Consider the following 26,622-nt stretch of genomic DNA (forward strand, 5'->3'; position numbering starts at 1 on the left):
AGGGCTTGAGGGTGGCCGGGCCGGCACGGTGGCCGCCCTCCCGTCGGGCCGGGGGCCGGTACGTCGCGCCCCACGCTGCCAGGTTCTGCGGTGCCGGCGACGGGCTCCGGCCGCGGAAGTGAACCGGCACCGTCGCCACGGTGAACTCTGGGCGACGAGTGTTCGAGTCGGCACCCGAACGGCTGGGAGCGGGGCCTGCCGTCCGCCTACCCTGGGGACATGGACGTGAACGCGGCGGTGGCCGCAGCGGCCGCGCTCGCCGGTCTGTGCACCGGCGTCATCGCCGCCCTGGCCTTCCGCTGGAGTGAGCGGGAGCAGAAGAGACCCAGCAGGACCCGCACCTCCTTGCACACCGAGGCGGTCCTGCCCCCGGGAGTGGACACCGTGCTGTCCGTGCTCAGCTCCTCCGCCGTCGTCCTCGACGAGGAGGACACCGTGGTCAAGGCCTCCTCGGCGGCCTACGCCCTCGGCCTGGTGCGCGGCGGCCGGCTCGCCGTCGACCCGATGCTGCGGATGGCGCGCGACACCCGGCGTGACGGCGAGATACGGCAGATCGAACTGGACCTGCCGCGCCGGGGCACCGGCCGCGGCGAGGCCCTGGCCGTCTCCGCGCGCGTCGCCCCGCTCGGCTCCCGGCTCGTGCTGCTCCTGGTGGAGGACCTGACCGAGGCCCGCCGCATCGAGGCCGTCCGGCGCGACTTCGTCGTCAACGTCAGCCACGAGCTCAAGACCCCGGTCGGCGCGCTGTCCCTGCTGTCCGAGGCCGTGGCGGGCGCCTCCGACGACCCGGAGGCGGTCGAGCGGTTCGCGGGCCGCATGCAGATAGAGGCGGCCCGGCTCACGAGCCTCGTCCAGGAACTCATCGACCTCTCGCGCGTCCAGAACGACGACCCGCTGGAGGACGCCGAGCCGGTCCGGGTGCAGGACCTCGTCGCCGAGGCCACCGACCGCTGCCGGCAGTCGGCGGGCAGCAAGAACATCACCATCGCGGCCGGCGGCACCGAGGGCCTGTACGTGTGGGGCAACCGCGGACAGCTCGCCGCCGCCCTCGGCAACCTCGTCGAGAACGCCGTCAACTACAGCCCGGCCCGCACCCGCGTCGGCATAGCCGCCCGCCGCGTCCCGGCCGGAGGCGGCACCGGGCCGCTCGTCGAGGTGTCCGTCACCGACCAGGGCATCGGCATCTCCGAGAAGGACCGCGACCGGGTCTTCGAACGCTTCTACCGCGTCGACCCGGCCCGCTCCCGGGCCACCGGCGGCACCGGCATCGGCCTCGCCATCGTCAAGCACGTCGCCGCCTCGCACGGCGGCGAGGTCACCGTGTGGAGCTCCGAGGGCCAGGGCTCCACGTTCACCCTCCGCCTCCCGGAGGCCTCGGCCCCCGGCCGCGACCGCGCCTCGGACGCCCACCCGTACGAGAGCGCGGACGAGGACGAACCGGCCGCGGGCGCCACCTCCTCCCGCGCCCCGCGCCACCAGGGCCCCGGCGGCCCCTCCGGCGCGAGCGCCGCCCCTTCCCGTACGACCTCAGCTCTCACCGCGCGCTCCCGCGCCACGGGCGCGGCCCGTACCCCCGCGCCCCCCACCACCGGTCCGTCCGACGAGTCCACCTCGTACGAACCCCTTCCCGCCCCGGAGGTCCTTCCGTGACCCGAGTGCTCGTCGTCGAGGACGAGGAATCCTTCAGCGACGCCCTGTCCTACATGCTCCGCAAGGAGGGCTTCGAGGTGGCGATCGCCGCCACCGGGCCCGACGGACTCGACGAGTTCGAACGCAACGGAGCCGACCTCGTCCTGCTCGACCTGATGCTGCCCGGCCTGCCCGGGACCGAGGTCTGCCGCCAGCTGCGCGGGCGCTCCAACGTGCCCGTCATCATGGTGACCGCCAAGGACAGCGAGATCGACAAGGTCGTCGGCCTGGAGATAGGGGCCGACGACTACGTCACCAAGCCCTTCTCCTCGCGGGAGCTGGTCGCCCGCATCCGCGCCGTCCTGCGCCGGCGTGGGGAGCCCGAGGAGGTCAGCCCCGTCGCCCTGGAGGCCGGACCCGTCCGCATGGACGTCGACCGGCACGTCGTCACGGTCGGCGGCGGCAAGGTCGACCTGCCGCTCAAGGAGTTCGACCTGCTGGAGATGCTGCTGCGCAACGCGGGCCGGGTCCTGACCCGCATGCAGCTCATCGACCGGGTCTGGGGGGCCGACTACGTCGGTGACACCAAGACCCTCGACGTGCACGTCAAGCGGCTGCGCGCCAAGATCGAGCCCGACCCGGGGGCCCCGCGCTATCTGGTGACCGTGCGCGGCCTCGGCTACAAGTTCGAGCCGTAGACCGGCCCGGACGAGGCGCGCGTACGCGGGAGGGGCGGGACCACGTGGTGGTCCCGCCCCTCCCGCGTACTGCCGTGGTGTCCGCTCAGCCGGCGTTCGCGGACGCCGTGCCCGAGGGGGAGCCCTCGGCGGGCTCCCCGGTGTCCGTACCGGGCTCGCCCGAGGCGGAGGACGAGGCCGAGGCGCTCGGCGAGGAGGAGTCCGCGGCGCTCACGGAGGGCGAGGGCGCCTCGGTCGGGCCCCAGCCCTTGAAGTAGCTCGTCGCCGGGACGACGTACGCGGCGATCCTGACGCTGCCGGTCTCGCTGAGGGTGAAGCTGACCAGCTGGGTCGCGCCGTCGCGCACGGACTCGCGGCCGCTGGGCAGGACGGCGGAGGCGTTGCCCTTGCCGCCCAGCAGCACGCTGCCGCCGGCCGGGACGGTGATGGTCGAGCCGCCCTTGGCACTCTTCAGCTCGGCCTGCTCCCCGTTCACGGTGACGGAGTCGAGGGTCTGGTCCTTGGCGCCGTTGTTGAAGACGGTGCCGGTGACCACGGCGGGGCCGGTCGCGTCGCGCTTGGGCTGGGTGACGACCGTGGCGTTCTGGATCTTCACGTTGCCCGCCGTGGCGGCGGCGTTGTCCGGCTTCACTTCCAGCGTCTGGGCGTTGTTACCGGCGCCGCAGGCGGCGAGCGTGGCGATCGAGAACGCGAGGGCGGAGGCGGCGAGGGCGCCGCGTCGAAGGCTGCTGCTCACGGCGGCTGCTACTCCTTGAACGGGGGCGGTACGGGTTCTACGGAAGGGCGGTACGGGGCGCTACGGGTGCGGACGGCGTAAAGCCGCCCTAAGGGTGTGTCAGCGCGCTCAGGTTACCGAGCCGTCCCACACGCGCCGCACCCGACCCGCCCCAAACGACCGGCGCAACCGCACCGGAAGCACACCGGGCCCCCACCGCGCCCCGCGGATCTCCGCCCACGGCACCACCGGCGACCGGAGAACCGGGCCCCCGCGCGGGCCGGGAAGAGAGGCGGCCGCGCGGGCCGGGGAGAGGGGCGGCCGCCGTGCCCGCGCCGGACGCGGCGCGTGAGCCTCACCGCTATCCGGCGACTTAAGCACTGCATAAGTGGTTGCCGCCGGCTAAGTGACCTGCGTGGTTAATGGGAATTGATCAACACGGACCCGGGCGGAGCCGATCACCGGCATCCGGCCGGCTCCCCTCCGGGCCCCGCCGGAAGCGCGCGGGAGCGGAGAGTTTCACGCCACACCTGATGATCGTGTTCCGGCCGACCCGCGAATTCCGGATTCGCTCGTACGGAGTTCCGGCTCACGAACGGAGTAGCGAAAATCGCGTTCTTCCGGGTGGACAAAACGGGACGTATGACGCCTTGACCGGGCTCTCCGATGCGGGAAAGTTACGCGTTTCGCATCTGCCGGACAGCCGCTCCGACCTGCGAATACCCGCTTCCGGAAGCCTTTCGCAGCACGTTCGCGCCGCTGTTGTCAAGCCCCGAGATATGCCCTGACCTGCGAAAACGCCATTCAGAAGACGCGGTTCTCGTGTTACCCTGGATAGCCACGGAAGGGGTACCTGTCACATGACGTTCAAGGTTGGCGACACCGTGGTCTATCCCCATCACGGGGCCGCGCTGATCGAGGCAATCGAAACTCGCCAGATCAAAGGCGTGGACAAGACCTACTTGGTGCTCAAGGTCGCCCAGGGCGACTTGACAGTGCGTGTGCCTGCGGACAATGCGGAGTTCGTGGGTGTGCGTGATGTGGTCGGTCAGGATGGACTGGACCGGGTCTTCGAGGTGCTGCGCGCGCCTTATGCCGAGGAGCCCACGAACTGGTCGCGTCGTTACAAGGCGAATCTTGAGAAGCTCGCCTCCGGTGACGTCATCAAGGTCGCGGAGGTAGTGCGCGACCTGTGGCGCCGGGAGCGCGAACGCGGTCTCTCCGCAGGTGAGAAGCGGATGCTCGCGAAGGCTCGCCAGATCCTGGTGAGCGAGCTGGCCCTCGCGGAGAACACCAACGAGGACAAGGCCGAAGCGCTGCTCGACGAGGTACTCGCCTCCTGATCCAGCGGCTGAATCACCTGTGCCGTGGTGCCCGATGACCTGAGAGTCGCCGGGCACCGCGGCATGTCTGCGTCAGGCGCGCGCGCCCCGTCGGCGCACCGTGCCCGGTTCGCTTCACGCTCTCATCCGGCCCCCCGGCGGGCCCCGGCCCGCTCGTCCCGCGTGAGATACGGCACGCTGGTGCCGTAGAAGTCCACGTGCCCGGACAGTGGCTCGACCGGAAAGTCACGGAAGGGTCCGGTCTGGGCGCATCGCCCGGCACGCTGTGGGCCTACCCACCCGGCCCGAGCGTACAAACCTGAACGGAAGCGATGTCTGCCGAAACCCGTCCGACGCCCGACCCCCTGGCCGAGACGCCCCCGACGGTCCCTGTCCGTACCGCCGCCGTGATCCCCGCCGCCGGGCGCGGGGTCAGGCTCGGCCCCGGGGCACCCAAGGCGCTGCGTGCCCTCAGCGGCACCCCGATGCTGGTGCACGCCGTGCGGGCGATGGCCAACTCGCGGGCCGTGAGCCTCGTGATCGTCGTCGCGCCGCCCGAGGGGGTCGCCGAGGTCAGCGCGCTCCTGTCCGACTACGCGCTGCCCGAGCGCACCGACTTCCGCGTGGTCCCCGGCGGGGAGACCCGGCAGGAGTCCGTACGGCTCGGTCTCGCCGCGCTCCCCGAGGACGTCACGACCGTGCTCGTGCACGACGCGGCCCGCCCCCTCGTCCCCGTCGATACGGTGGACGCGGTGGTGGAGGCGGTGCGCGCGGGCGCCCCCGCCGTCGTCCCCGCCCTGCCGCTGGCCGACACCGTCAAGGAGGTCGAGCCGGTCGCCGGGGGCGGCCCCGAGCCCGTCGTCGCGACGCCCGTGCGGGCGCGGCTGCGCGCCGTGCAGACCCCGCAGGGCTTCGACCGGGCCGCGCTCGTACGCGCCCACGAGACCGTCCCCGTCGACGGCGAGGGCGCGACCGACGACGCCGGGATGTGCGAGACGCTCGGGCTGCCGGTCGTCGTCGTCCCCGGTCACGCCGAGGCGTTCAAGGTGACCCGCCCCCTGGACCTCGTACTCGCCGAGGCCGTACTCGCCCGCAGGAGGGCCAACGATGGCTACTGAGTTCCGGCTGCCGAAGGTCGGCGTCGGCACCGACGTGCACGCCTTCGAGGCGGGCCGCGCACTGTGGTGCGCGGGTCTGCTGTGGGACGAGGCGGCCTCCGGGGGCTACGGACTGGCCGGCCACTCCGACGGCGACGTCGCCGCGCACGCCGCCTGCGACGCCCTGTTCTCCGCCGCCGGGATCGGCGACCTCGGCGCGCACTTCGGCACCTCGCGGCCCGAGTGGGCCGGGGCGGCCGGGGTCACCCTGCTCGCCGAGGCGGCCCGCCTGGTGCGCGCGGAGGGCTTCGAGATCGGCAACATCGCGGTCCAGGTCATCGGGGTCCGCCCCAAGATCGGCACCCGCCGGGCCGAGGCGCGGGCGGCGCTGTCGGCCGCCGCCGGGGCCGAGGTGTCGGTCTCGGGCACGACGACCGACGGGCTGGGACTCACCGGCAGGGGCGAGGGGCTGGCGGCGCTCGCCACGGCGCTCGTCTGGGCCCGGTAGTCGTCCTCGGCGCCTCCCGCACCGGTCCGGACGGGGGACGGGGGCCGTTCCCGGCCCCCGGCCGGTGGCGCGCCACCGGTCCGCGCCGCCTCCCACGGGGGCCCCTCGCGGGCGCGTCACCCCCTCCCACCGTGCCCTCCGGGCGGCGCCCGGCCCCCGGTGCGCGGGGAAGTGCACCGGTGAGGTACAGGCAGTGCGCGGCTCCGTCTACCCTGGAGGGGTGACTATTCGCCTGTACGACACCAGCGCCCGGCAGATCCGTGATTTCAGCCCCCTCGTGCCGGGCTGTGTCTCGATCTACCTGTGTGGCGCCACCGTGCAGGCCGCTCCGCACATCGGGCACATCCGTTCGGGCCTCAACTTCGACATCATGCGCCGCTGGTTCGCCTACCGCGGCTACGAGGTCACGTTCATCCGCAACGTCACGGACATCGACGACAAGATCATCGCCAAGTCCGCCGAGCAGGGCCGCCCCTGGTGGGCCATCGGCTACGAGAACGAGCGCGCCTTCAACGACGGCTACGCCGCCCTCGGCTGCCTCCCGCCCACCTACGAACCGCGCGCCACCGGCCACGTCACCGAGATGGTCGAGATGATGCGCACCCTCATCGCGCGCGGCCACGCCTACGAGGCGGACGGCAACGTCTACTTCGACGTGCGCTCCTTCCCCGCCTACCTGTCGCTGTCCAACCAGAGCCTCGACGACCTGCGGCAGCCCTCCGGCGAGGGCGAGACCGGCAAGCGGGACCCGCGCGACTTCGCGATGTGGAAGTCCGCCAAGCCCGGCGAGCCGAGCTGGGAGACGCCCTGGGGGCGCGGCCGCCCCGGCTGGCACCTGGAGTGCTCCGCGATGGCCCACAAGTACCTGGGCCCGGTCTTCGACATCCACGGCGGCGGGATCGACCTGATCTTCCCGCACCACGAGAACGAGATCGCCCAGGCCGTCGCGTACGGAGACGAGTTCGCCCGCTACTGGGTGCACAACTCCTGGGTCACCATGAGCGGCGAGAAGATGTCGAAGTCGCTCGGCAACTCGGTCCTCGTGAGCGAGATGGTCAAGCAGTGGCGCCCCGTCGTGCTGCGCTACTACCTCGGCACCCCGCACTACCGCTCGACCATCGAGTACTCCGAGGAGGCCCTGCGCGACGCGGAGTCGGCCTTCGCCCGGATCGAGGGTTTCGCGCAGCGCGTCGGTGAACTCGCGGGCGGCGAGGTCGCCCCCGCCGAGGAGGTCCCGCCCGCCTTCGCCGAGGCGATGGACGACGACCTCGGCGTCCCGCAGGCCCTCGCGATCGTGCACACCACCGTCCGCCAGGGCAACAGCGCGCTCGCCGCCGACGACAAGGAGGCGGCCGTCGCCCGGCTCGCCGAGGTGCGCGCCATGCTCGGCGTGCTCGGCCTCGACCCGCTCGACGCGCACTGGAGCGGCGAGGGCGGCGAGAAGGCGGAGGACCTGCACGGCGTGGTCGACACCCTGGTCCGGCTCGTCCTCGACCAGCGCGAGGCCGCCCGCGCCCGTAAGGACTGGCCCGCCGCCGACGCCATCCGCGACCGGCTCGGCCAGTCCGGCCTCGTCATCGAGGACTCCCCGGCCGGCCCGCGCTGGACCCTCGGTCCGCGCTGACCAGCACCGGTACGGGTCCGGCCGCCCCCGGCCCACCCGTACCGGCGCGGTCGCCCGCACACTTCCGTACGCTCGTAGGGGACGCGCGCTCTCCCGGGCGGGCACGACCGACCGACCGTAGAACCGGCATCCTCCGCACACCCGGACTCTCCAGCAACCCCGGACTTTCCAGAAACCCCGGACTTTCCAGAAACAGGTAGATCATGGCCGCGAACAACCGACGCATGTCCGGCAAGAAGGGCGCGCAGGTCGGCAGCGGTGGCCAACGGCGCCGCGGCCTCGAAGGCAAGGGCCCCACGCCGCCCGCCGAAGCACGCAAGGGGCACGTCAAGAACCGCCTCGCCAACGCCAAGGCCAAGCAGGCGCAGGCCCGCGCCCGCGCCGCCAAGGGCAGGGGCAACCGGTCCACCTCCGAGCTGGTCGTCGGCCGCAACCCGGTCTTCGAGGCGCTGCGCGACGGGGTGCCCGCGACGGCGCTCTACGTCCAGCAGTTCATCGACAACGACGAGCGGGTGCGCGACGCCCTCAAGCTCGCCGCCGACCGCGGCGGCATCCACCTCATGGAGGCCCCGCGCCCCGAGCTGGACCGCATGACCAACGGGCTCAACCACCAGGGCCTCGTGCTCCAGGTCCCGCCCTACGAGTACGCGCACCCCGAGGACCTCGCCGCCGCCGCGTACGACGAGGGCCGCGATCCGCTCGTCGTCGCCCTCGACGGCGTGACCGACCCGCGCAACCTCGGCGCCGTCGTGCGCTCCGTCTCCGCGTTCGGCGGCCACGGCGTGATCGTCCCCGAGCGGCGCGCCGCCGGGATGACCGCGGGGGCCTGGAAGTCCTCGGCGGGCGCCGCCGCGCGCACCCCCGTGGCCCGCGTCACCAACCTGACCCGCGCCCTGGAGGCGTACAAGAAGGCCGGGATCGCCGTCGTCGGCCTCGCCGCCGACGGCGACACCACCGTCGGTGAACTGGCCGCGCTCGACGGCCCGGTCGTCATCGTGGTCGGCAGCGAGGGCAAGGGACTGTCCCGGCTCGTCGGCGAGACCTGCGACTACCGCGTGTCCATCCCGATGCCGGGCGGCGCCGAGTCCCTCAACGCCGGGGTCGCCGCCGGGATCGTGCTGTACGAGGCGGCCCGCCGCCGCGCCTGATCCGCACGGCCCCCGGAAGCGCCCGCGGACGGGCAACGGGGGCCGTCCCGGTACGGGTTGGGAAGATCTTGACGCGGCCCGGACAGATCGTCCGCGTCAAGGCAGTGTCCAAAGCACCCATCACTCGGTTAGATGAGTGTGGACACAAGAACACCCCGCAATCCCACCGGGGGAACCTCGACGGGATTCGACGAGCCCCCACCGCTTGCCATGGTCAAGGTGGCCAGCGACCCGGCGCAGGTGATCGTCTCGCACGCGAGTTTCCGCGTGCAGCTCCCCTCCACCGCGCAGCCCCGCTCCGCCCGCGTCGCCGCCCGCCGTCCCGCGGGCGCGGCGGCGAGCGAGGCCCGCCGCGCCCCCGTCGTCGGCGGCTCGGGCGGCACAGTCGCGCGCCGCCGTGCCCCGGTGGTCTGGAGCGGCCGCTCCGCCCCCGGCGACACGGCCGCGACCGGCCTGCTCCAGGCGGTACGCACGACGGGCCTGCGCCACCCGGAGACCGCCGGCTCCGGCTACGAGGACGGCGTCCCGACGCAGGCCGTCCCGGCGCTCGACACCGAGGACACCCAGCCCTTCGGACGCCCCAAGGACCTTTTGGGGCCGCAGAGCGCCGCCGAGTCCCGCTCCGCCGCCACCGGCACCGTCGAGGCGCCCGCCAGGACCTCGCTCCTCCCGCACATGCGCAGCTACGGCAGCGCCTACGAGGAGAGCGGGTACGGCGGCGGGCCCGGCGAGGAGCCCGGCCGCCCGCACGTGGACCACGAGGACGCCGTCGCCCTCGACGACAGCACCCGCGAACTGCGCCGCGTCGAGCCGCTGCCCAACCGGGGCGGTGCCGCGACCCGCAAGTCCGAGGCGGCGGTGCGCCACGCGTACTACCCGGGCCGTCGCATGAACCTCGGCGTGGTCCTGCTGCCGCTGCGCGTGTTCCTCGGCCTGATCTCGGTGTACGCGGGGATGGGCAAGCTGTGCGACCCCGTGTACTTCGACGGCGGCGAGCGCGGCTCCATGGTCAAGTGGCTCAACTCCCTGCACCCGTGGGCGCTCGCCGAGCCGATGCGCGACTTCGCGCTCCAGCACCCCGTGGGCGCCGGGCTGACCATCGCCTTCCTCCAGGTCATCGCGGGCGTCCTGACGGTGTTCGGCCTGTGGCAGCGGGTCGCCGCGAGCCTCGGCGCGCTGCTGTCCGCGGCGCTGCTCGTGACGGTCAGCTGGAAGACCGTCCCGGCCTACGACGCGCCGGACTTCATCTACCTCGCCGCGTGGAGCCCGCTCATCATCGCGGGCGCCCCCGTGTACTCGGTGGACGGCCGGCTCGCGAGCGAGGCGTGGCGCCGGCTCGGCCCGCGCGTCACGCTCGCCGCGCTGCGCCGCCGTGTCCTGCGGCGCGGCACGCTCGCCGCGACCGTCATCCTGGGCCTCACCCTGCTCGTCGGCTCGCTGCTCGGCAGCGCCGTGCGCGACGCCGACCGGGTCACCGGCCCCGGGCAGACCCCGCGCAACGAACTGCCCGGCGTCCCGCTGCCGAAGGAGCCCGGCAAGAAGCGGGCCCCCAGGAGCAGCACCAGCCCCAGCACCCCGGGGACGCCCACGCAGGGCCGGCAGGACGGCAGCCCCGCCCCGCAGCCCTCGCGCAGCAGCGACTCCCCGGCGCAGCCGGAGGCCGGGACCGGGGCGGCCACCTCCCCGGGCTCGGGCACGGCGCAGCAGCAGCCCAGCGAGACCCAGGGCAGTTCCACCCCGGGCAGCGGCGGTGCGCAGCAGGCGCCCCCGCCCCAGCGGCAGGCCCCGCAGCAGCAGGCCCCGTCCTCCTCCGGCGGGGGCGGTCCCACGTCCTCCGGGGGCGGTACGACGGGCGGCGGCGCGCCCGCCGAGACCGGCTCGGGCGGCGGCTCGGGCGGCGGCGGTTCCGACCCGGAGCCCGAAGGCGGTTCCCTGGGCGGCCTGTTCGGCTGATCCCGGACGGACGCGGGACGGCCCGCGCGGCCGTTCGCGGCCGGACGATACGAGAGCGGGGCCCCGCCGGGTGGCGGGGCCCCGCTCTCGTACGCGCGGGCGCGGGGCCGGGGCCGGAGGAGGTCCCGCGGTCGCGGTAGAGGGGCTAACGCCGGTCGCCGGCCAGCTCCTTGGCGGCTTCCTTGAGGTCCTTGGCGGTGTCGATGGCCCGCCAGTAGGCGCCCTGCGGAATGGGGTAGCCGGCGAGCCTGCGCTCGCGCGCGAGGTGCGGGAAGGTCGTCCGCTCGTGGTCGCCCCGGTCCGGCAGCAGACCGGCGAACTCGGGGGCGAGGACGTACACCCCGGCGTTGATCAGATACGGCGACGGGGGCGCTTCGATGAAGTCGGTGATGTGGCCGAACGCGTCGGTCTCGACGGCGCCCCAGGGGATACGGGGCCGGGCCAGTGCGAGCGTCGCGGTCGCGGCGCGCTCCGCGTGGAAGGCGGCCATGGAACGCAGCGGGAACCTCGTCCAGATGTCCCCGTTGGTGGCGTACCAGGGCTCGTCGGCGTGCGGCAGCCGGGTCGCGGCGTACTTCAGTCCGCCACCCCGGCCGAGGGGCTCCGTCTCGACGACCGTCCGTACGCGCAGCGGCAGTTCGGTGCTGTCCAGCCAGTCCTGGAGCACGTCCGCGAGATGCCCGCAGGACACGACGGCGTCCGTGACGCCCTCATGGGCGAGCCAGTCGAGCTGGTGGCCGATGATCGGCACCCCCGTACCGGGGATCTCGACCATCGGCTTGGGGCGGTCGTCCGTGTAGGGCCGCAGCCGCGAGCCCTGGCCGCCGGCCAGGATCACCGCCTGGCGCGGAAGGCCCGGAGTCCGGCCGGTGGGGGCGGCCGGCTCTGGGCGGGTGTTCGATTCGCCGTTCATGGCGGAACCCTACGCGGCGCCACGGGACGCCAGGGCGTGAACGGCGGGGTGTCCGTACCGGGTCAGCTCTGATGGGCGGCCACCCCCGTCGCGTAGGCGGTGTCGCACACGGGGCGGGAGAAGGACTGGGCGCGCGAGGGGCCGTAGGCGCGGACGGCGGCCTCACCGAGGGAGCGGGCGATGGACACGCAGTGCGCGGCGAGCGAGGGGCGCTCGTGGACCTCCTGCTGGAGGTGGGTCAGCGCGATCCCCGGGTCCTTCTCCTTCAGCTCGGTCAGGAGCCGGTCGCGCAGCCGGTCCTGCGGGGTGCGGGAGGCGGCGGGGGCCGAGATGTCGGTGGCGGAGGCGGTCAGCGTGGAGGACTCGACGGGCGTCGTGGTCCAGCTGACCCGGGTCACGGCGAGGGTTCCGGAGAGCACCAGGACGACGGGCAGGACGAGGGCGAGGGAACGGCCGATACGGCGAGCGGTGTGGTTCACGCGTGAGAGCGTAGCGGGCAGTGATGACGCGGCGACATTTAGTCACTCTCCCGAGTGACATTTCGCCGCGCCCTCGCTGTACGGAAGTTGACGCCGCAGGTCGGGACGACGGAACCGGAATCCTCAATTCGCCCCCTGTGGCGGGCTTTCCGCCACAGGGGCGCGCCTTCCCCCGGGGGCGGCGGGGGAAAACAGCGGGCGGGGCGGGGCGGGGCGGGGGTGTCGCGGGGGCCCCGGGGCGCGGGGGCTGCGCGTGGCTGGGGGCCGGGCCTCCGCCGGGCTCCCGGGGTACGGCCGAGGCCCCGCCCTCCGCTGGGGAGGACGGGGCCAGGGGTGCTGCTCGGTTCACCGCCGGAGCCCGGCTGACACCGGGCGAAGGCCGCGGCCGGGCGTCCGGCTGACGTCGGACGGGCGCCCGGCTGACGTCGGGCTTCCGTCGTCAGTCGCTGAGGCGCTCGCCGGTGGAGGTGGCGAACACGTGCGACTCACCCGGGCGCGGGACGACGTGGAGCACGGTGCCCTTGTCCGGGACGGCACGGCTGTTGCCGCGGATGACGAGGTCCTTGGTCTCGCCGCCGACCTCGACGGTGCCGAAGATGAAGGCGTCGGCGCCGGTCTCCTCGACGACGTTCACGGTGATCGGCAGACCGGCCGGGGCGTCCTTCGACAGGGCGGCCTTGTCGGCGGCGCTCGCGTGCTCGGCGATGTCGAAGTGCTCGGGGCGCACACCCACGGTCACGGTCTTGTCGCCCTTGTCGGCGGCGGCCTTGAGGGCGTCGCGGTTGACCGGGACGATCGAGTTGCCGAACTTCACGCCGCCGTCGGTGATCGGCACCTCGATGAGGTTCATCGCGGGGGAGCCGATGAAGCCGGCCACGAAGAGGTTCGCGGGCTTGTCGTACATGTTGCGCGGGGAGTCGACCTGCTGGAGCAGCCCGTCCTTGAGCACGGCTACCCGGTCGCCCATCGTCATGGCCTCGACCTGATCGTGGGTGACGTAGACGGTGGTGATGCCGAGCCGGCGCTGGAGCGAGGCGATCTGCGTACGCGTCGACACACGCAGCTTGGCGTCGAGGTTCGACAGCGGCTCGTCCATGAGGAAGACCTGCGGCTCACGGACGATCGCGCGGCCCATCGCGACACGCTGACGCTGACCACCGGAGAGCGCCTTCGGCTTGCGGTCGAGGTACTCGGAGAGGTCGAGGATCTTCGCCGCCTCCTCGACCTTCGCGCGGATCTCCGTCTTGTTGACGCCGGCGATCTTCAGGGCGAAGCCCATGTTGTCGGCGACCGTCATGTGCGGGTACAGCGCGTAGTTCTGGAACACCATGGCGATGTCCCGGTCCTTGGGCGGCAGGTGCGTCACATCGCGCTCGCCGATGCGGATCGCTCCGCCGTTGACGTCCTCAAGCCCCGCGAGCATGCGCAGGGAGGTGGACTTACCGCAGCCGGACGGACCGACGAGCACGAGGAACTCGCCGTCCTCGATCGCGATCTCCAGCTGGTCGACAGCGGGCTTCTCGGAACCCGGGTACACACGAGTTGCCTTGTCGAACGTCACAGTGGCCATGATGAGGCCCCCTTCACCGGCAGGAACGTGCCGGACGATCCGAGTAAAGGAAGATGAGTGGTGTAGTCCACACGGGTGAACCGGAGCTTGACGCTACCCCTGGGAACCCCACTTGTCAGTACTCCGGCTCATGTGATGTTCACCGACTTTTCGCCCGGACGGGACGAGGGAGGCCGGGGAAGGACGGCAGGGTGACGCGGAGCTGCGAGGCGGTGCGCTGTGGGTGACGGGGTGCGCCGGCCGCCGCGGACGGACGCGACGGGGGTGACCGGCGGCTGCGGTGTGCGCCGGCGGACGGGCGGACTGACCTGGCGGCCCCCGCGACAGCGCACCGCACACCCCGGCGGCCCCCGCGAATCCCCGCCCCCACACCCCTGACCCGCCCCCGCGCTCCGGTTACACTGCCGGAGCACGCCTCCTTAGCTCAGCTGGCCAGAGCAACGCTCTTGTAAAGCGTAGGTCGTCGGTTCGAATCCGACAGGGGGCTCAAGGAGACCTCGGGTCGCACCGTCTGCGGCCTGGGGTTTTTCTGTTCCGGGACCTTTCTCCCGTCGGTGTGCCCGCCCGGCGGTTCTGTCGGGCGGGTCCTGGTGGCCGCACGTGTGCGCGGCGCGTGGCGGCGGTGGGCCGGGGGCTGTGCGGGCGGGGCGGGACAGTGGCGGGTCCGGTTGCCGCACCGCGCGGATCGGTGAGCGCCGGGTGCGGGCCGCGCTGAGCTGGTCGGGAGCGTGCGCCCGGTTCACGAGCCTGCTTCCGTGCGGCGGCGGCGAGCGCCGGGCCGCGTTTCCTGATCCTGTTCGGTGGCGACGGCTCCGGCGGAGAGGAGCGTCGCGGCGGCGAGGCCGCCCCAGAGGGCGGCCGGGCCGTGGGGTGCGAGAGCGGTGATGGCCGCGGGGGAGACGGCGAGGCCGAAGCCCGTGGAGAGCTGGAAGCGGGCGAGGGCGCGTCCCAGGACGCGCGCCGGGGCGAGGGCGGCGACGAGCGCCGTGGCGCTGCCCGCGTAGAGGATCTCGCCGAGGGTGCAGACCACGGACACCGCGGCGAGGGCGGGGGCACCCCAGCCGTGTCCCAGGGAGGTGGCCGCGAGGAAGCCGAGGTAGGACGCGGTGAGCACCACCCCGGCGGTCGCCAGCACGGACCGGCGCGGGAAGCGGGACGTCAGGACGGTGACCGGAACCTGGAGGGCGATGACCAGCACCGTGTTGGCCGTGAAGACGGCTCCCGACCACACCGGGGAGGCGTGCATCCGCGTCACCAGGACGAGGGGAAGCGCGACTTCGGGGACGCTGAGGCAGAAGACGTAGACGACGTTGGCGGCCAGGAGCGCGCGCATCCGGGGCGCGGGCGCGTCGTCGCCGCCCCCGGCCGCGGCGGCGGCCGGACGGGCGTCCACGTGGACCGACCAGGCCAAGCCCGCCGCGGCGAGGTAGGCGAGCCCGGTGACGGCCGCCAGTGCCTGCAACACGGTGGTGCCGCCCGCGAGGCAGGCGGTGGCGAGGAGGGCGCCGGCGCCCAGGCCGGCGTTGCGCAGGGCGCGGCCCCCCGCGAGGGCGGCGTCCCGTTCCCTGCCGTGGGCGACCGTGGCCACGAGGGCCGCGTGGGCGGCCGGCCACGCCTGGTTGCCGATGCCGAGGAACAGCGCCGCCGCCGCGAACAGCCCGACGTGCCCCGCCGGGGCGGCCAGAAGCAGCGCCACGCCCAGCACCCGCACCAGCATCGACGCCGCCACGACGGTGCTGCGCGCGCCGCGGTCCAGCCATCGGCCGACCGCCGGCACGCACACCAGGCCCACCACGGCGCCGGCCGTCATGGCGACGCCGGTGGCCGGCGCGGACAGCCCCAGCACGGCCACCCCGTAGAGCAGCAGGAAGGGCCGCAGCAGGCCGGTGCCGAGGGCGTCCACGGCCAGGGCCACGGCGTAGCGGGGTCCTCCGGAGGCGCGGACGAGGGAACGCGGCTGGATCTTGACGGTGGTTGCCATGGCGCCAACGCTGCGTTCACCCGTCGGGCCGGCCACGCCGGTTGACGGGCACCGTCAATCGACGCGGTCGCGGGCCGTCCGGCCCGTGATGATGAGGGGATGACGTTGAGGATCGACATCGGCGGCCCGTCGTCCGGGCGACTGCGGTTCGCCGCCTCCCCGCTGGCCGAGCTGACCGCGATGCTGCACGTGCTGGCCGAACCCGCGCATCACCCGCGGCTCGCCGGCTGGGCGGCGGAGGTCTGGGCGGGGCTGCGGCCGGAGCTGGCCGAACGGCTGCGGGAGGCGGAGTTCCTGTGGCGCTCCTCGCGGGCCGACTTCCTGGTCCCCGCCCGTCCCCGGCCGACCCTCGCCGAGGAGCTGGACGAGGTGGACCGGATCGACGACGAGACCTATGTGGCCGCCGCGCTCGTCACCACGTGCGGCAGCAACCGGGTCCACTTCGCCGCGCGCTCGCCGCTCGCCGACGCGACGGCGCGCGAGCGGGCCCTGGACCTGGCCCAGGCGCGCGGCGCGCTCCAGGAGGCTTTCGCGGCAAGGCTGCTCGCGGACCCGGCCGTCGTGCGGGCGCGGGTGCGCGACACCTTCGAACAGTGCGCCGAGGCGTTCTTCGACACCGCCTGGAGGGGCGTCGCCGTGCGACTCGCCGCCGATCTGCGGGTGAAGAGGGACCTGTTGCAGCGCCAGGGCGTCGGGGCGGCCCTCGCGGCGGTCTCCAGCGCCGTGACCCTCGCGCCCGACGGCAACAGCATCGTCGTGGACAAGTTGCAGGACAACGCGACCGCCGCCGACGGCACCGGGGTCGCGTTCCTCCCCAGCGTCTTCGGCCGCCCGCATCTGGTGGCCGTCCACGCGCCCGGGTGGCGTCCCGTGGTGCAGTACCCCGTGGCCGAGGAGGACCGGCCGGAGCCGGTGTCGCTGGAAACGGTCACGCTGCGGCTGGAGTCGCTCGCGCATCCGGTACGGCTGCGGCTGCTGCGTACGCTGGCCCGCGGCCCGCACACCACCGGTGAGCTGGCCCACGCCTGGCAACTGTCGCCCCCGGAGGTCTCCCGCCACCTCGCCGTCCTGCGCCGCGCGGGCCTGCTCACGTCCCGGCGCCACGGTCGTTACGTCCGGTACACCCTCAACCTGCCCGAACTCACGGCGCTCGGGACCGACCTGCTGGCGGCCGTCTTGCGCTGAGCGGTGCCGGTCCGCCGGGACACGGGCGCCCGCCGCCCGCGCGAGGGGGCCGGTCCGACGCCCCCGTGGTCCGGCTCCGCGCTCCGGTCCCCGGGAAACTCTCCAGGTCGCCTCGGTACGGCTCATGCTGTACGGGGGCGGCCGCGCTGCCGGCCGGCCGTCCCGTCACCGCACGTGAGCCGACCGGCACCGGCCGGTTCCCGCCGACGCCGACTGACCCCGACCGACGAGGAGTTCCCGTGCCCGCCGTCCTCTTCCCCGCACTGCGCGACGCCCCGCACGAGGCCGTGCCCAAGCCCGCCCTCCGGTTCGGTGACCGGGGCCTCGACTACGCCCAGTTGGCGCGTACGGCGGGGGCGCTGGCCCGGGAGCTGCCGCCGGGACGGCGGGTCGCGGTGTGGGCGACGCCGAGTCTGGAAACGGCGGTCGCGGTGGTCGCCGCCCTGCTCGCCGGGGTCGCCGCCGTACCGCTGAACCCGAAGTCGGGGGAGCGCGAACTCGCGCACATCCTGGGCGACAGCGACCCCGCGCTCGTCCTCGCCGCCCCCGGCGAGACCCTGCCAGGCCCGCTCGCCGCGCTGCCCCGCGTGGCGGTGGACACCGATCCGGACGCGGTGCCGGAGACGGCCGCCGGCGCACGCCTCCCCGCCGAACCGGACGAGGAGACCCCGGCCCTCGTCGTCTACACCTCCGGTACCACGGGCCCGCCCAAGGGAGTCGTCCTCCCGCGCCGCGCGCTCGTCGCGACCCTCGACGCCCTGGAGGACGCCTGGCAGTGGACCGACCGGGACGTGCTCGTCCACGCGCTGCCCCTGTTCCACGTGCACGGGCTGATCCTCGGGGTCCTCGGGCCGCTCCGGCGCGGCGGGACGCTGCTGCACCTGGGGCGTTTCTCGGCCGAGGGGGTGCGGCGGGCGCTGGAGGAGGACGGCGCCACGCTCATGTTCGGCGTCCCCACGATGTACCACCGCCTCGCGCGGGAGGTCGACGCCGATCCGGCGCTCGCGGCGGCGCTCGCCAAGGCCCGGCTGCTGGTGTCCGGTTCGGCGGCGCTGTCCGTCCACGACCAGGAGCGGATCGCGGCGGCCACCGGCCGCCGCGTCGTCGAGCGGTACGGGATGAGCGAGACGCTGATGAACACCAGTGTCCGCGCCGACGGCGAGGCCCGGCCCGGCACCGTCGGCCTGCCGCTCGCCGGGGTCGGGCTGCGGCTCGTCGAGGACGACGGGACGGTGATCGAGGCCCTCGACGGCGAGAGCATCGGGGAGATCCAGGTGCGCGGCCCGAACCTGTTCACCGAGTACCTCAACCGTCCGGACGCCACCGCCGGGGCCTTCGACGGGGACTGGTTCCGCACCGGCGACATGGCCGTCCGCGAACCGGACGGCTACGTCCGCATCGTGGGCCGCCGGGCCACCGACCTCATCAAGTCGGGCGGTTACAAGATCGGCGCGGGGGAGATCGAGGAGGTGCTGCTGGAGTTCCCGGGCGTCCGCGAGGCCGCCGTCACCGGGGAACCCGACCCCGACCTGGGTGAACGCGTCGTCGCCTGGCTGGTCCGCGAGGACGCGGCCCTGGACGAGGAGGCCGTCGCGGAGCACGTGGCCCGCCGCCTCGCCCCGCACAAACGCCCCCGCGTCTTCCGCTACCTGGACGCCCTGCCGCGCAACGACATGGGCAAGATCATGAAGCGGGCCCTCCGTGACTGACCGTGCCCGCGCCCTCCTCGCCGCCCTCGCCCCGGGATACGAGGAGCTGCCCGCACCCGCCGGTACGGCCTCCGGGGACGGGCCGCTGCGCTGGCCGGGCTACGGCGACTCGCGCGAGCGGGCCGCGGAACGCACCGGGGAGAGCGAGTCGATGGTGTGCGCGGTCGGACGGGTGAAGGGGCGCGGGACACCGGCGGGGCCGGCCGGCGCCGACGCGCACAGCGGCACCGAAGCCGTGCTGATCGCCTCGGAGTTCGGGTTCCTCGGCGGCTCCCTGGGCGAGGCCACCGGTGACCGGATCGTGGCCGCGCACGCCTGGGCGCGGAGCCACCGCCTGCCCGTCGTCTCCCTCGTGGCCACCGGCGGCAGCAGGATGCAGGAGGGCATGCGCGCCCTCACCCAACTCCAGCGCGTGGCACGGGAAACCGCCCTCACGCGTCGCGCCGGCCTCCCCCAGGTCGCGGTCCTGCGCGATCCCTCGACCGGCGGGGGCTGGGCCACGCTGGGCGCCGGCGCCGACGTGGTCCTCGCCGTGAGCGGCGCGCAGATCGGCTTCGCCGGTTCCCGGGTGCGCCCGGCCGGCGCCGACCCGCACGCCTACACGGCCGAGGGACAGTACGAGAACGGGCACGTGGACCGCGTCGTGTCCGCCGCCGCGCTGCCGGACGTCCTCGCCCGCTGGCTCACCCTGCTGTCCGCCCCGGGCGCACCGGACCGGCCCGAGCCGCCGCGCGCGCTCACCCGGGGCCCGGCCCCCGCCGACGGCACCGAGGCGGTACGCCGCGCCCGCGCCCCCGAACGGCCGCGCGCCAAGGCGTACTTGGACGCCTACTTCGACTGGCGGGAGGAGATGCGGGGCGACCGCGCCGGGGGCGTCGATGCCGGGATGCTGTGCGGTCTCGGACGGCGCGCGGGCCGCACCGTCGCCTACGCCGCGCAGTGCGGGACCGCCAACAGCCCGGCGGGTTTCCGTACGGCGGCGCGCCTCATCCGTACCGCGGACCGCCTGGGCGTCCCCGTCCTGACCCTCATCGACACACCGGGAGCGGCGAACGACGCGGCGGCGGAGGCGGCGGGCGCCGGGCCCGCCATCGCCGAGGTGTTCGCCGCCGTGGCGGAGGCGACCGTACCGGTCACCTCGCTGCTCATCGGCGAGGGCGGATCGGGCGGCGCCCTCGCGCTGTCCGCGCCCGGCCACCTGTGGGTCACCCCCGACAGCTACTTCTCCGTCATCGCCCCCGAACTCGCCGCCGCCATCCTCAAACGGCCCCCGGCCGCCCTCGCCGCCACCACCGACGCCCTGCGCCCGCGCCCCCAGGACGCCGTGGAACTGGGCGTGGCCCGGGGTTTCGCCCCCGGGCCGGACGACCGGTGACGAGCCGGACGGGGGCGTGCGCGGGAGACAGACGGGGGCGTGCGCGGGAAACAGGGGGTCCCGGACCCGGTGAACCGCCCGGCCCGGGGCACCTGTCCGTCGTGGCACCGAGGCGTGCCCGTCGTCCCCGCGAGAGAAGAGAGTCGCCATGTACATAGGACTGGGCACCGTCGTGGTCATCGTCGTCATCATCGCCGTCGTGATGGTGCTGCGCCGCCGCTGATCCGGAGACCGGGGACGCCGCCGGCCCCCGCCCGCCCCCACCAGGCTCACAGCGCCTCCGCCCTCGGACGAGGGGGGAGGCGCCGCGCTTTGTCCACCGGGGGGCGGATGTTCCCCCTCAGGGGTGGTTTATGCCTCTGGGATATCCATCCGCACCCGGTATGGCTACGCTAGGTAGTTACAGCGAGGCAACGAGTAACCGGGCAGGTGGATGTGCGTAGGTCGATGGTGGTGGCTCTGGCCGCCGGTCTTTTCTTCACTGGCGTGGGCAGCGCGGTGGCCGGCTCGTGGCGCAGAATGCCGGATCTTCATAGCACGGGAGTCCAGTTCCGTGGTCAGTACCAGATGTACCCGAAGTTCACTCAGCACGGGGGCTTCGGTTTCCGGGGGAATCTGGCGGACACGGAGCCGACCGACGGCCACAACGTCTACGTACTGGCGAAGGTCGAGGGCTACGGCTGGAGGCGCTTCAACGGGGCGCAGCGCAAAACCGTGAAGCTCAACAAAGTCGTGTACGACGGGGCCGCTCTCTATGTCAGCAGGGCGGAGTTCCGCGCGTGCAGGGACCGCGGATCGCTGCGTCCGGACAACTGCTCGAAGACTCTGCACTACTCGCGCTAGCCGGGGAGACGGTGGACTCCGCGTTCACCGGTGAGGAAGGGTTGTGACCATGGGGACGCGGTCTGTGCTCCGCGCCGACGGAGTGGACGTCCGCTACGGCTCCCATCTGGCCGTGCGCGGTGCCTGTCTCGCCCTCGCGCCGGGTGAGGTGGTCGCCGTGACGGGCAGCAGCGGCTCCGGGAAGACCTCCCTGCTGCACTGTCTGGCCGGGATCGTGCCGGCCGCTGCCGGTGCCGTCGTCTTCGAGGGCCGAGGCTACGAGACCCTGAGCGACGAGGAGTTGTCCGGGCTGCGGCGTGAACGCTACGGGTACGTCTTCCAGCACGGGGAGCTGCTTCCCGAGCTGACCGTCGAGGAGAACGCCGCGCTGCCGCTGCGACTGGCGGGCCAGCGCAAGGGGCCCGCCCACCGGGCCGCCGCGCCCGTGCTCGACCGGCTGGGCCTCGCGGATCTGCGCGACCGCCGCGTCGCCCAGCTCTCCGGCGGGCAGGCCCAACGCGTCGCGGTGGCACGGGCGCTCGTCCACCGGCCCGCCGTGGTCTTCGCCGACGAGCCCACCGGCGCGCTGGACTCCGTCAACGCCGCCGCCGTCCTGGACGAGTTCCTGGCACTCGCCCGTGACCGCGGTACGGCCGTCGTCCTGGTCACCCACGACGAGAACGTCGCCCGGCACGCCGACACGCGCTACGTCATGCGGGACGGACGGCTGGGCGTCCCGGTCCCCGCGGCCGCCGCCGCTCCCGACGCGGCCCCCGGCCCCGCTGACGCCGACCGTCCCGCCCGGAGTTCCGCGTGAGCACCTTCGCCCTCGGGCTCCGGCTCGTGCTGCGCGGCAACCGCGCCACCCGGGTCCGCTTCCTGCTGATGACGGCCGGCTGCGCCCTCGGGGTCGCCTGTCTGGCCGCCGTGCTCACCATCCCCGCCCTGCTCGCCGCGCACGACGGGCGGGACGCGGCCCGGGACCTCGTGCCGGGAAAGGAGGCGCGGGCGGGCCGGACGTCCACGACTCTGGCCCTCAAGCGCACCGATCCCTACGGCTCCCACCTCCTCACCCGCGTCTTCGTCGCCCGACCGGAGAAGGAGAACGGCCCGGTGCCGCCCGGCATGGACCGGCTGCCGGGCCCCGGCGAGGTCCTCGTCTCGCCCGAGTTGCGCGATCTGCTGCGCGAGCACCCCGGGCTCAGGCCCAGCCTGCCGGGACAGGTGACCGGCACCATCGGCGCCGCCGGGCTCACCGGACCCCGCGAGCTGTACGCCTACGTCGGCCGGACGCACGCGCAGCTTCCCGACGGCGAGGCGGTGCGGAGCTTCGGGAGCCGCTGGCCGAGCACCCACGCGGTCGACTCCTCCACCCTGGACCCGTTGCGGTTCACGCTGTGCTGCCTCGTACTGCTCCCGCTCGCCGTCTACTTCTCGGTGTGCGTCCGGCTCTCCGCCGAGTCCCGGGGCCGCAGGCTCGCGGCCCTGCGCCTGCTGGGGCTCAGCGCCCGGCAGACCATGCGGGTGAGCGCCGTCGAGACCCTGTGCGCCGCCGTGCTCGGCGCCGTGCTCGGCCTCGGTCTGCACCTCGTGGTGAACACGGCGGTGGCGGGCACCGGGCTCCCCGGCCTCGCCTGGTACCCCTCCGACGGACTGCCGTCCGGGAGCACTCTCGCCGCCTGTCTGCTCGGCTGCCCGGCCCTGGCGTACCTCGCGGGGCGACGGCACGCGCGCGAGGCGGCGCTGCGCCCACTGGCCGTACGACGGCAGGCACGGCAGCGCCGGGCACGGTGGCTCGGTGCTCTGCTGCTGCTTCCGGGGCTCGGCATCGTCAGTACGTACTGCGTGCTCGGGGCCCTCGGCCGCATCGGCGTGTCCACCTCCCTCACCGCCGTGCTGGTGCCCGCGGGGGCGCTGCTCACCGGGGCCGGACTGGTTCTCGCGCTCCCTCCGGCCACGGGCTGGCTCGCCCGGCGGATCGCCTCCGCCACTCAGCGCCTGCCGCTGACCCTCGCCATGCGCCACAACGAGTCCCGGCCCGGGGCGGTCCTGCGCGTCGTGAGCGGCCTCGTCGTCCTGGTCTACGCGGGTTCCCTCACCCAGGGCGTACTCGTCGAGATCGATCAGGTCAGCCGGCGTATCGCACCGGTCCAGGAGTACGAACTCGCCTACGACAAGCTGACGGCCCGGCAACGCGCGGACATGAAGGCGGCGGGCGGCGTGCGGGGGCACGTGGTCACGGTCGAGTCCACGGCCGGTTCCCTCGGCGCCTTCGTCGGCACCTGCGCCCAGCTGCGTGCCTTCGCGGATCCCGGCAGCGTGCGTGGGTGTGTCGACGGCCGGCCTCTCGTTCTGCGGGACTCGCGATATCAGGTGGCGGAGAAGGCCCGGCCGGGGCGCCGTTACGGAATGCCCCTGCGCGGCGAGGACGGCCGCCCCGCGGGCACGTACCGCTACAGCGCCCCGCGCGAGAGCGTGGGGCTCACCGTCGTTCAGCCCTCGGCCCTGATGTCGGCCGACATCGTCCTCCCCCCGAGCGCCCTCCCCCCGGGAACCCACCCGGCGGGCGCCCACCTCGTGCTGAGCAGCGCCCCGGACCCCGGGACGGTCCGGCGCACGCTGGACCGGCTGGCCGGTATCGCCCCCACCGCCGAGATCACCCCGGTCGGCATCGTCATCGAGTCGCTGAGTCAGCTCGGCGTCATCAAGGGGCTGCTGGGGACGGGGATGGTCCTCGGGCTCGTGATCGGTGTGGCCGCCTTCCTCGTGTCGGCCGCCGACCGGGCCATGGACCGGCGTGGGCAGATCACGGCTCTGACCCTGCTCGGCGCCCGTTCGCGCACCCTGCGGGCCGCGCAGTGCGCGCAGGTGTTGCTGCCGCTCGCGCTGGGACTCGGCGGGGCGCTGGTCGCCGGGCGGCTGGCCGAGTCGAGCTATCTGGTCACCGGCGGCGGGGCGGTGTTCTGGGACGGCGAGGGGCTGCCGCTGCTGCTGCTCAGCACCCTCGGTGTCCTCCTCGTGGCCGGGCTGGCCTCGCTGCCGATGGCGCGCCGGCATCTGGACCCGGAGGTGCTGCGCGGCGACTGACCGGCGGCGGCCCCGCCCCCCGCCGGTCAGGCCGCCCGGCGCCGCAGCAGCCAGAACGCCCCGGCCACGGCGAGCGCGGTCACGGCGAGGAGGACGCCGCTCTCGGTGAGCTGGCGGGGCCAGAACTCCGGGGCCGGCAGGTAGGTGCGGCTGAAGCCGACCACGTCGTGCCGGGCGAGGCAGCGCAGGCTGTCGTAGCACTGCGGGTCGGGGATGTGCGCGCCGCTCGACGTGATCGCGCTGCCGCGCACCGGGACCTCGGGTGGCAGACGCGTGTGGGTGAAGGGCCAGCGGCCGCCCCGTACCGCCCCGGTGATCAGGTACTGCGCGAGACCGGCGACCAGCATCGCGGGCAGGGTGCGGCGCAGCAGCAGCCCGCAGAACACGCCGACGGCCAGGGCCAGCAGCGGTACGAGGACGGTGGCGGGGCCGACGGAGAAGTAGAGCGCGCGCGGGCCGATCCCGGAGAGCATCAGGTTGTTGTGGGCGGACCACAGCACGCGGTACAGCACGACGAGCAGCGCCGTGCCCACGACCAGGAACGCGGAGACCGCTCCGAGCTTGGCGGCGAGCCAGCGCCGCGGGGACACCGACTGGGACCACGCGAGGCGGACCGTTCCCCTCTCCAGCTCGCGGGCGGTGAGCGGGCCGGCCCCGTACAGCGCCACGCAGAGCGAGGCGAGGCCGAGCAGGGTGGCCGGCAGCTGGATGAGGTCGTTGTACGTGCCGAAGAGGAGCTGGCCGCCCGCCCCGTGCCCCCAGGCGGCCCCCTGGACTCCGCTGTAGCCGTACGTGTCGAACAGCCGCTGCGTCCCGTGCGCCCCGGGGCCCAGGAGCCACAGCAGCAGGGCCGCGGTGAGCGTCACGAAGGCGAGCCAGACCCACAGCGCCCCGCGTTGCAGGCGGATCTCGGAGCGGATCAGGTCGAGGGCGGAGGGCCGGGACACGGCCGGCGGCCCGTCCTTGGTCAGCTGCGTCGTGGTCATCGTGCGGTCCTGTGGGTGCTGGGAGGAGTGGGAGGGGGAGGGGAGAGGGAGTGGGGGAGGGGGGAGGAGGCAAGTGGGGAGCCAGGGGGCCGGGGGGCCGGGGGCACGCGGGGGTCTCGCTCCGCGCCGGGCGGCCGATCTTCGGCGTGGTCCGGCCCGGCGGCAGCCGGCCCGGTGGGCCCTCGGCCGGACGGTTCAGGCCGCCGTCGTGCCGGAACCGGTGTCCGTACTGGCGGCACCGCGCCTCGGCGCCCTGGCACCCGCGCTCGTGCCGGAGCCGGAGCCGGAGCCGGAGCCGGTGTCGGTGTCGGAGCCGGTGCTGGTTCCCGTCTCCGTCTCCGTCTCCGTCTCCGTCTCCGTGTCCGCGTCCGTGCGCAGGGCGGTCTCCGCGCCGGTGTTCATCTCCGGAGTGAGCAACGCGGGGGCCGACGGGCTGCGCAGGTGCGCGAGGATCAGCTCCTCCAAGGTGGGTGGTTCCGGCTGCCAGGCGTCGGGGACGGGGCCCCGGGGGCGGATCAGGGAGACGAGGCCGCGGCCCGCCGGGCGGGACTCGACGAGGGTGTGCGCGGACAGGTCCAGGCCCTTTCCCGTGACCACCCGGTGCGTGTCGAGCAGGGTGTCCACGGAGCCGCCGAGGCGGACCCGGCCGTCGGCCAGGAGCAGCAGGTGGTCGCAGCAGTCGGCGAGTTCGGCGACGACGTGCGAGGAGAGCAGGACGGTGGTGCCCCGGTCGGCCACGTCCGCCAGCAAAACGCCCATCAGCTCGTGCCGGGCGAGCGGGTCGAGATCGGCCATCGGCTCGTCCAGCAGGAGCAGTTCGGGGCGTTTGCCGAGCGCGAGGGCCAGGGACACGCGCGTGCGCTGGCCGCCCGAGAGCCGGCGGACACGGCGCCGGGGGTCGAGGTCCTCGACGATCCGGGCCGCGTGCGCCGCGTCCCAGTTCCCGGCGTTGAGGCGGGCCCCCAGGGCGAGCGCGTCCGCGACGGTGAAGTGCTCGTAGAGGGGCTGTTCCTGGTCGAGGTAGCCGACCCGGTCGCGGTGCGTGCCCGGCGCCGCGCCCAGGACGGAGAGGCTGCCGCCGGTGGGCCGCAACAGACCGGCCGCGACCTGGAGGAACGTCGATTTGCCCGCGCCGTTGGGGCCGACCAGGGCGCACACGCTGCCCGCCGGTATCCGGAACGTGCAGTCCCGCAGCGCGTGGGTGGTGCGGCGGCCCCGGCCGTGGCGTTGGCCGAGCCCCCTCGCCTCGATCGCGGGCGGGGTGCTGCTGGTGGTGCTCACGGGTCCTCCTTCGGGAAATGCGCGTCCAGAGCGGAGGCCATGAGCGCGGCGGCGGTCTCCCGGTCCACGCCGGCGGTACGGGCCCGCAGGGCCCAGTCGTCCAGCGCCGAGCGCAGCGGGGAGTGGGCGCCCTCCGCGCCGAGCGTGCGCAGGACGAAGGTGCCCAGGCCCCGCCGGCCCTCGACCAGGCCCTGCCGCTCCAGTTCGCGGTACGCCTTGAGGACGGTGTTCGGGTTGATGGCCGTGGCCTCGACGACCTCGCGGGCGGTGGGCAGTCTGTCGCCCGGTTCCAGGAGACCGAGCCGCAGGGCCTGCTGGGTCTGCGCCACGATCTGGAGATAGGTGGGGACCCCGCTGCGCCGGTCGACGCGGAACTCGACGCGCTGCTCGGCCACGACCCCTCCCTCCCTTTCCCTAATTAACTAGTGAAAGGTCTCATGGGGTGGAAATCCCGTCAAGTGGCGGAGAGCGGGACGCCGGGTGAACGGCGCCGCCTGGGCGGTCGGTGCGCGGTGATGGCGCCCCGGACGCGCCCCCCGG

21 protein-coding genes, 1 tRNA gene and 1 pseudogene are annotated in these 26,622 nt (G+C 74.1%); 15 read left to right on the forward strand and 8 right to left on the reverse strand.

All coding sequences use genetic code 11. The features are described from left to right. Positions 1–219: 219 nt before the first annotated feature. Both ACFYMP_RS06125 and ACFYMP_RS06130 read left to right on the forward strand, forming a co-directional pair. Positions 220–1,650 carry an ATP-binding protein gene (locus ACFYMP_RS06125; RefSeq protein ID WP_388851281.1) on the forward strand — a complete coding sequence of 477 codons (1,431 nt, stop codon included), beginning with the start codon at positions 220–222 and terminating at the stop codon, positions 1,648–1,650. Next, on the forward strand, positions 1,647–2,327 hold the full coding sequence (locus tag ACFYMP_RS06130; RefSeq protein ID WP_363144202.1) for a response regulator transcription factor: 681 nt from the start codon (positions 1,647–1,649) through the stop codon (positions 2,325–2,327). The genes ACFYMP_RS06125 and ACFYMP_RS06130 overlap by 4 nt, the downstream gene beginning before the upstream one ends. A gap of 85 nt (positions 2,328–2,412) precedes the next feature. On the opposite strand, the gene ACFYMP_RS06135 is transcribed toward ACFYMP_RS06130, so the two are convergent. Beyond that, positions 2,413–3,063: a DUF461 domain-containing protein gene (locus ACFYMP_RS06135; RefSeq protein WP_388851284.1), complete on the reverse strand. Its 651-nt coding sequence runs from the start codon at positions 3,061–3,063 to the stop codon at positions 2,413–2,415. Between the two features lie 839 nt (positions 3,064–3,902). On the opposite strand from ACFYMP_RS06135, the gene ACFYMP_RS06140 reads away from it, so the two are divergent. From ACFYMP_RS06140 to ACFYMP_RS06165, 6 genes are all read left to right on the forward strand, one after another. After that, positions 3,903–4,385 (forward strand): CarD family transcriptional regulator, encoded by a 483-nt coding sequence (locus tag ACFYMP_RS06140; RefSeq protein ID WP_003953493.1) that lies wholly within the window; start codon positions 3,903–3,905, stop codon positions 4,383–4,385. Between the two features lie 311 nt (positions 4,386–4,696). Continuing rightward, positions 4,697–5,482 (forward strand): 2-C-methyl-D-erythritol 4-phosphate cytidylyltransferase, encoded by a 786-nt coding sequence (gene ispD / locus ACFYMP_RS06145; RefSeq protein WP_388851287.1) that lies wholly within the window; start codon positions 4,697–4,699, stop codon positions 5,480–5,482. Further along, the gene (ispF, locus tag ACFYMP_RS06150; protein ID WP_388851290.1) at positions 5,472–5,969 is read left to right on the forward strand and encodes a 2-C-methyl-D-erythritol 2,4-cyclodiphosphate synthase; all 498 of its coding nucleotides are present in this window, start codon (positions 5,472–5,474) and stop codon (positions 5,967–5,969) included. Before ispD ends, ispF begins: the two co-directional genes overlap by 11 nt. Positions 5,970–6,189: 220 nt before the next feature. Then, the gene (gene cysS / locus ACFYMP_RS06155) at positions 6,190–7,593 is read left to right on the forward strand and encodes a cysteine--tRNA ligase (RefSeq protein ID WP_388851293.1); all 1,404 of its coding nucleotides are present in this window, start codon (positions 6,190–6,192) and stop codon (positions 7,591–7,593) included. 203 nt (positions 7,594–7,796) lie between these two features. Continuing rightward, complete coding sequence (gene rlmB / locus ACFYMP_RS06160) at positions 7,797–8,741, forward strand: 23S rRNA (guanosine(2251)-2'-O)-methyltransferase RlmB (RefSeq protein ID WP_388851296.1); 945 nt, start codon at positions 7,797–7,799, stop codon at positions 8,739–8,741. Positions 8,742–8,873: 132 nt separating this feature from the next. Then, positions 8,874–10,694 (forward strand): DoxX family membrane protein, encoded by a 1,821-nt coding sequence (locus ACFYMP_RS06165; RefSeq protein WP_388851299.1) that lies wholly within the window; start codon positions 8,874–8,876, stop codon positions 10,692–10,694. Between the two features lie 145 nt (positions 10,695–10,839). Here ACFYMP_RS06165 and ACFYMP_RS06170 read toward each other — a convergent pair whose 3' ends face one another. The 3 genes from ACFYMP_RS06170 to ACFYMP_RS06180 form a co-directional block, all read right to left on the reverse strand. Further along, on the reverse strand, positions 10,840–11,607 hold the full coding sequence (locus tag ACFYMP_RS06170; protein WP_388851302.1) for an NDP-sugar synthase: 768 nt from the start codon (positions 11,605–11,607) through the stop codon (positions 10,840–10,842). 62 nt (positions 11,608–11,669) lie between these two features. Beyond that, a complete protein-coding gene (locus ACFYMP_RS06175) occupies positions 11,670–12,086 on the reverse strand; it encodes a hypothetical protein (RefSeq protein WP_388851304.1) in 417 nt (138 codons plus the stop codon). A 439-nt stretch (positions 12,087–12,525) separates the two neighbouring features. Next, the gene (locus ACFYMP_RS06180) at positions 12,526–13,656 is read right to left on the reverse strand and encodes an ABC transporter ATP-binding protein (RefSeq protein WP_388851307.1); all 1,131 of its coding nucleotides are present in this window, start codon (positions 13,654–13,656) and stop codon (positions 12,526–12,528) included. Positions 13,657–14,069: 413 nt separating this feature from the next. On the opposite strand from ACFYMP_RS06180, the gene ACFYMP_RS06185 reads away from it, so the two are divergent. Beyond that, positions 14,070–14,143 (forward strand) — tRNA-Thr (locus ACFYMP_RS06185). A gap of 252 nt (positions 14,144–14,395) precedes the next feature. Here the strand turns inward: ACFYMP_RS06185 and ACFYMP_RS06190 are convergent. After that, a complete protein-coding gene (locus ACFYMP_RS06190) occupies positions 14,396–15,637 on the reverse strand; it encodes an MFS transporter (RefSeq protein WP_388851311.1) in 1,242 nt (413 codons plus the stop codon). Positions 15,638–15,736: 99 nt separating this feature from the next. Between ACFYMP_RS06190 and ACFYMP_RS06195 the strand changes: the two genes are divergently transcribed. The 6 genes from ACFYMP_RS06195 (at position 15,737) to ACFYMP_RS06220 (ending at position 23,815) form a co-directional block, all read left to right on the forward strand. After that, complete coding sequence (locus ACFYMP_RS06195) at positions 15,737–16,822, forward strand: DUF5937 family protein (RefSeq protein WP_388851314.1); 1,086 nt, start codon at positions 15,737–15,739, stop codon at positions 16,820–16,822. 239 nt (positions 16,823–17,061) lie between these two features. Next, positions 17,062–18,531 (forward strand): acyl-CoA synthetase, encoded by a 1,470-nt coding sequence (locus tag ACFYMP_RS06200; protein WP_388851317.1) that lies wholly within the window; start codon positions 17,062–17,064, stop codon positions 18,529–18,531. Then, complete coding sequence (locus ACFYMP_RS06205) at positions 18,524–19,906, forward strand: carboxyl transferase domain-containing protein (protein ID WP_388851320.1); 1,383 nt, start codon at positions 18,524–18,526, stop codon at positions 19,904–19,906. Before ACFYMP_RS06200 ends, ACFYMP_RS06205 begins: the two co-directional genes overlap by 8 nt. A 429-nt stretch (positions 19,907–20,335) precedes the next feature. Next, complete coding sequence (locus ACFYMP_RS06210; protein ID WP_388851323.1) at positions 20,336–20,749, forward strand: hypothetical protein; 414 nt, start codon at positions 20,336–20,338, stop codon at positions 20,747–20,749. Positions 20,750–20,798: 49 nt separating this feature from the next. Continuing rightward, positions 20,799–21,545, forward strand: a complete 747-nt coding sequence (locus tag ACFYMP_RS06215; protein ID WP_388851326.1) for an ABC transporter ATP-binding protein — start codon at positions 20,799–20,801, stop codon at positions 21,543–21,545. Continuing rightward, entirely contained in the window at positions 21,542–23,815 is a 2,274-nt protein-coding gene (locus tag ACFYMP_RS06220) for an FtsX-like permease family protein (RefSeq protein WP_388851329.1), read from the forward strand. Before ACFYMP_RS06215 ends, ACFYMP_RS06220 begins: the two co-directional genes overlap by 4 nt. A 26-nt stretch (positions 23,816–23,841) precedes the next feature. On the opposite strand, the gene ACFYMP_RS06225 is transcribed toward ACFYMP_RS06220, so the two are convergent. From ACFYMP_RS06225 to ACFYMP_RS06235, 3 genes and pseudogenes are all read right to left on the reverse strand, one after another. Next, positions 23,842–24,801, reverse strand: a complete 960-nt coding sequence (locus ACFYMP_RS06225) for a hypothetical protein (protein ID WP_388851332.1) — start codon at positions 24,799–24,801, stop codon at positions 23,842–23,844. A gap of 405 nt (positions 24,802–25,206) precedes the next feature. Then, positions 25,207–26,082: pseudogene (locus ACFYMP_RS06230) on the reverse strand (ABC transporter ATP-binding protein); the annotation flags it as partial. Then, positions 26,079–26,477 (reverse strand): GntR family transcriptional regulator, encoded by a 399-nt coding sequence (locus tag ACFYMP_RS06235; RefSeq protein ID WP_388851335.1) that lies wholly within the window; start codon positions 26,475–26,477, stop codon positions 26,079–26,081. The gene ACFYMP_RS06235 and the pseudogene ACFYMP_RS06230, both read right to left, overlap by 4 nt. Positions 26,478–26,622: the final 145 nt, after the last annotated feature.

It is taken from the genome of Streptomyces sp. NPDC007088 (assembly GCF_042869355.1).
Lineage (GTDB): Bacteria > Actinomycetota > Actinomycetes > Streptomycetales > Streptomycetaceae > Streptomyces.

What these genes read in the sequence shown, in the direction of transcription:
- ACFYMP_RS06125 (WP_388851281.1), top strand. Translation starts at nt 220, where the DNA reads ATGGACGTGAACGCGGCGGTGGCCGCAGCGGCCGCGCTCGCCGGTCTG.
- ACFYMP_RS06140 (WP_003953493.1), top strand. Translation starts at nt 3,903, where the DNA reads ATGACGTTCAAGGTTGGCGACACCGTGGTCTATCCCCATCACGGGGCC.
- ispD (WP_388851287.1), top strand. Translation starts at nt 4,697, where the DNA reads ATGTCTGCCGAAACCCGTCCGACGCCCGACCCCCTGGCCGAGACGCCC.
- ispF (WP_388851290.1), top strand. Translation starts at nt 5,472, where the DNA reads ATGGCTACTGAGTTCCGGCTGCCGAAGGTCGGCGTCGGCACCGACGTG.
- rlmB (WP_388851296.1), top strand. Translation starts at nt 7,797, where the DNA reads ATGGCCGCGAACAACCGACGCATGTCCGGCAAGAAGGGCGCGCAGGTC.
- ACFYMP_RS06165 (WP_388851299.1), top strand. Translation starts at nt 8,874, where the DNA reads ATGAGTGTGGACACAAGAACACCCCGCAATCCCACCGGGGGAACCTCG.
- ACFYMP_RS06170 (WP_388851302.1), bottom strand. Translation starts at nt 11,607, where the DNA reads ATGAACGGCGAATCGAACACCCGCCCAGAGCCGGCCGCCCCCACCGGC.
- ACFYMP_RS06180 (WP_388851307.1), bottom strand. Translation starts at nt 13,656, where the DNA reads ATGGCCACTGTGACGTTCGACAAGGCAACTCGTGTGTACCCGGGTTCC.
- ACFYMP_RS06190 (WP_388851311.1), bottom strand. Translation starts at nt 15,637, where the DNA reads ATGGCAACCACCGTCAAGATCCAGCCGCGTTCCCTCGTCCGCGCCTCC.
- ACFYMP_RS06195 (WP_388851314.1), top strand. Translation starts at nt 15,737, where the DNA reads ATGACGTTGAGGATCGACATCGGCGGCCCGTCGTCCGGGCGACTGCGG.
- ACFYMP_RS06215 (WP_388851326.1), top strand. Translation starts at nt 20,799, where the DNA reads ATGGGGACGCGGTCTGTGCTCCGCGCCGACGGAGTGGACGTCCGCTAC.
- ACFYMP_RS06225 (WP_388851332.1), bottom strand. Translation starts at nt 24,801, where the DNA reads ATGACCACGACGCAGCTGACCAAGGACGGGCCGCCGGCCGTGTCCCGG.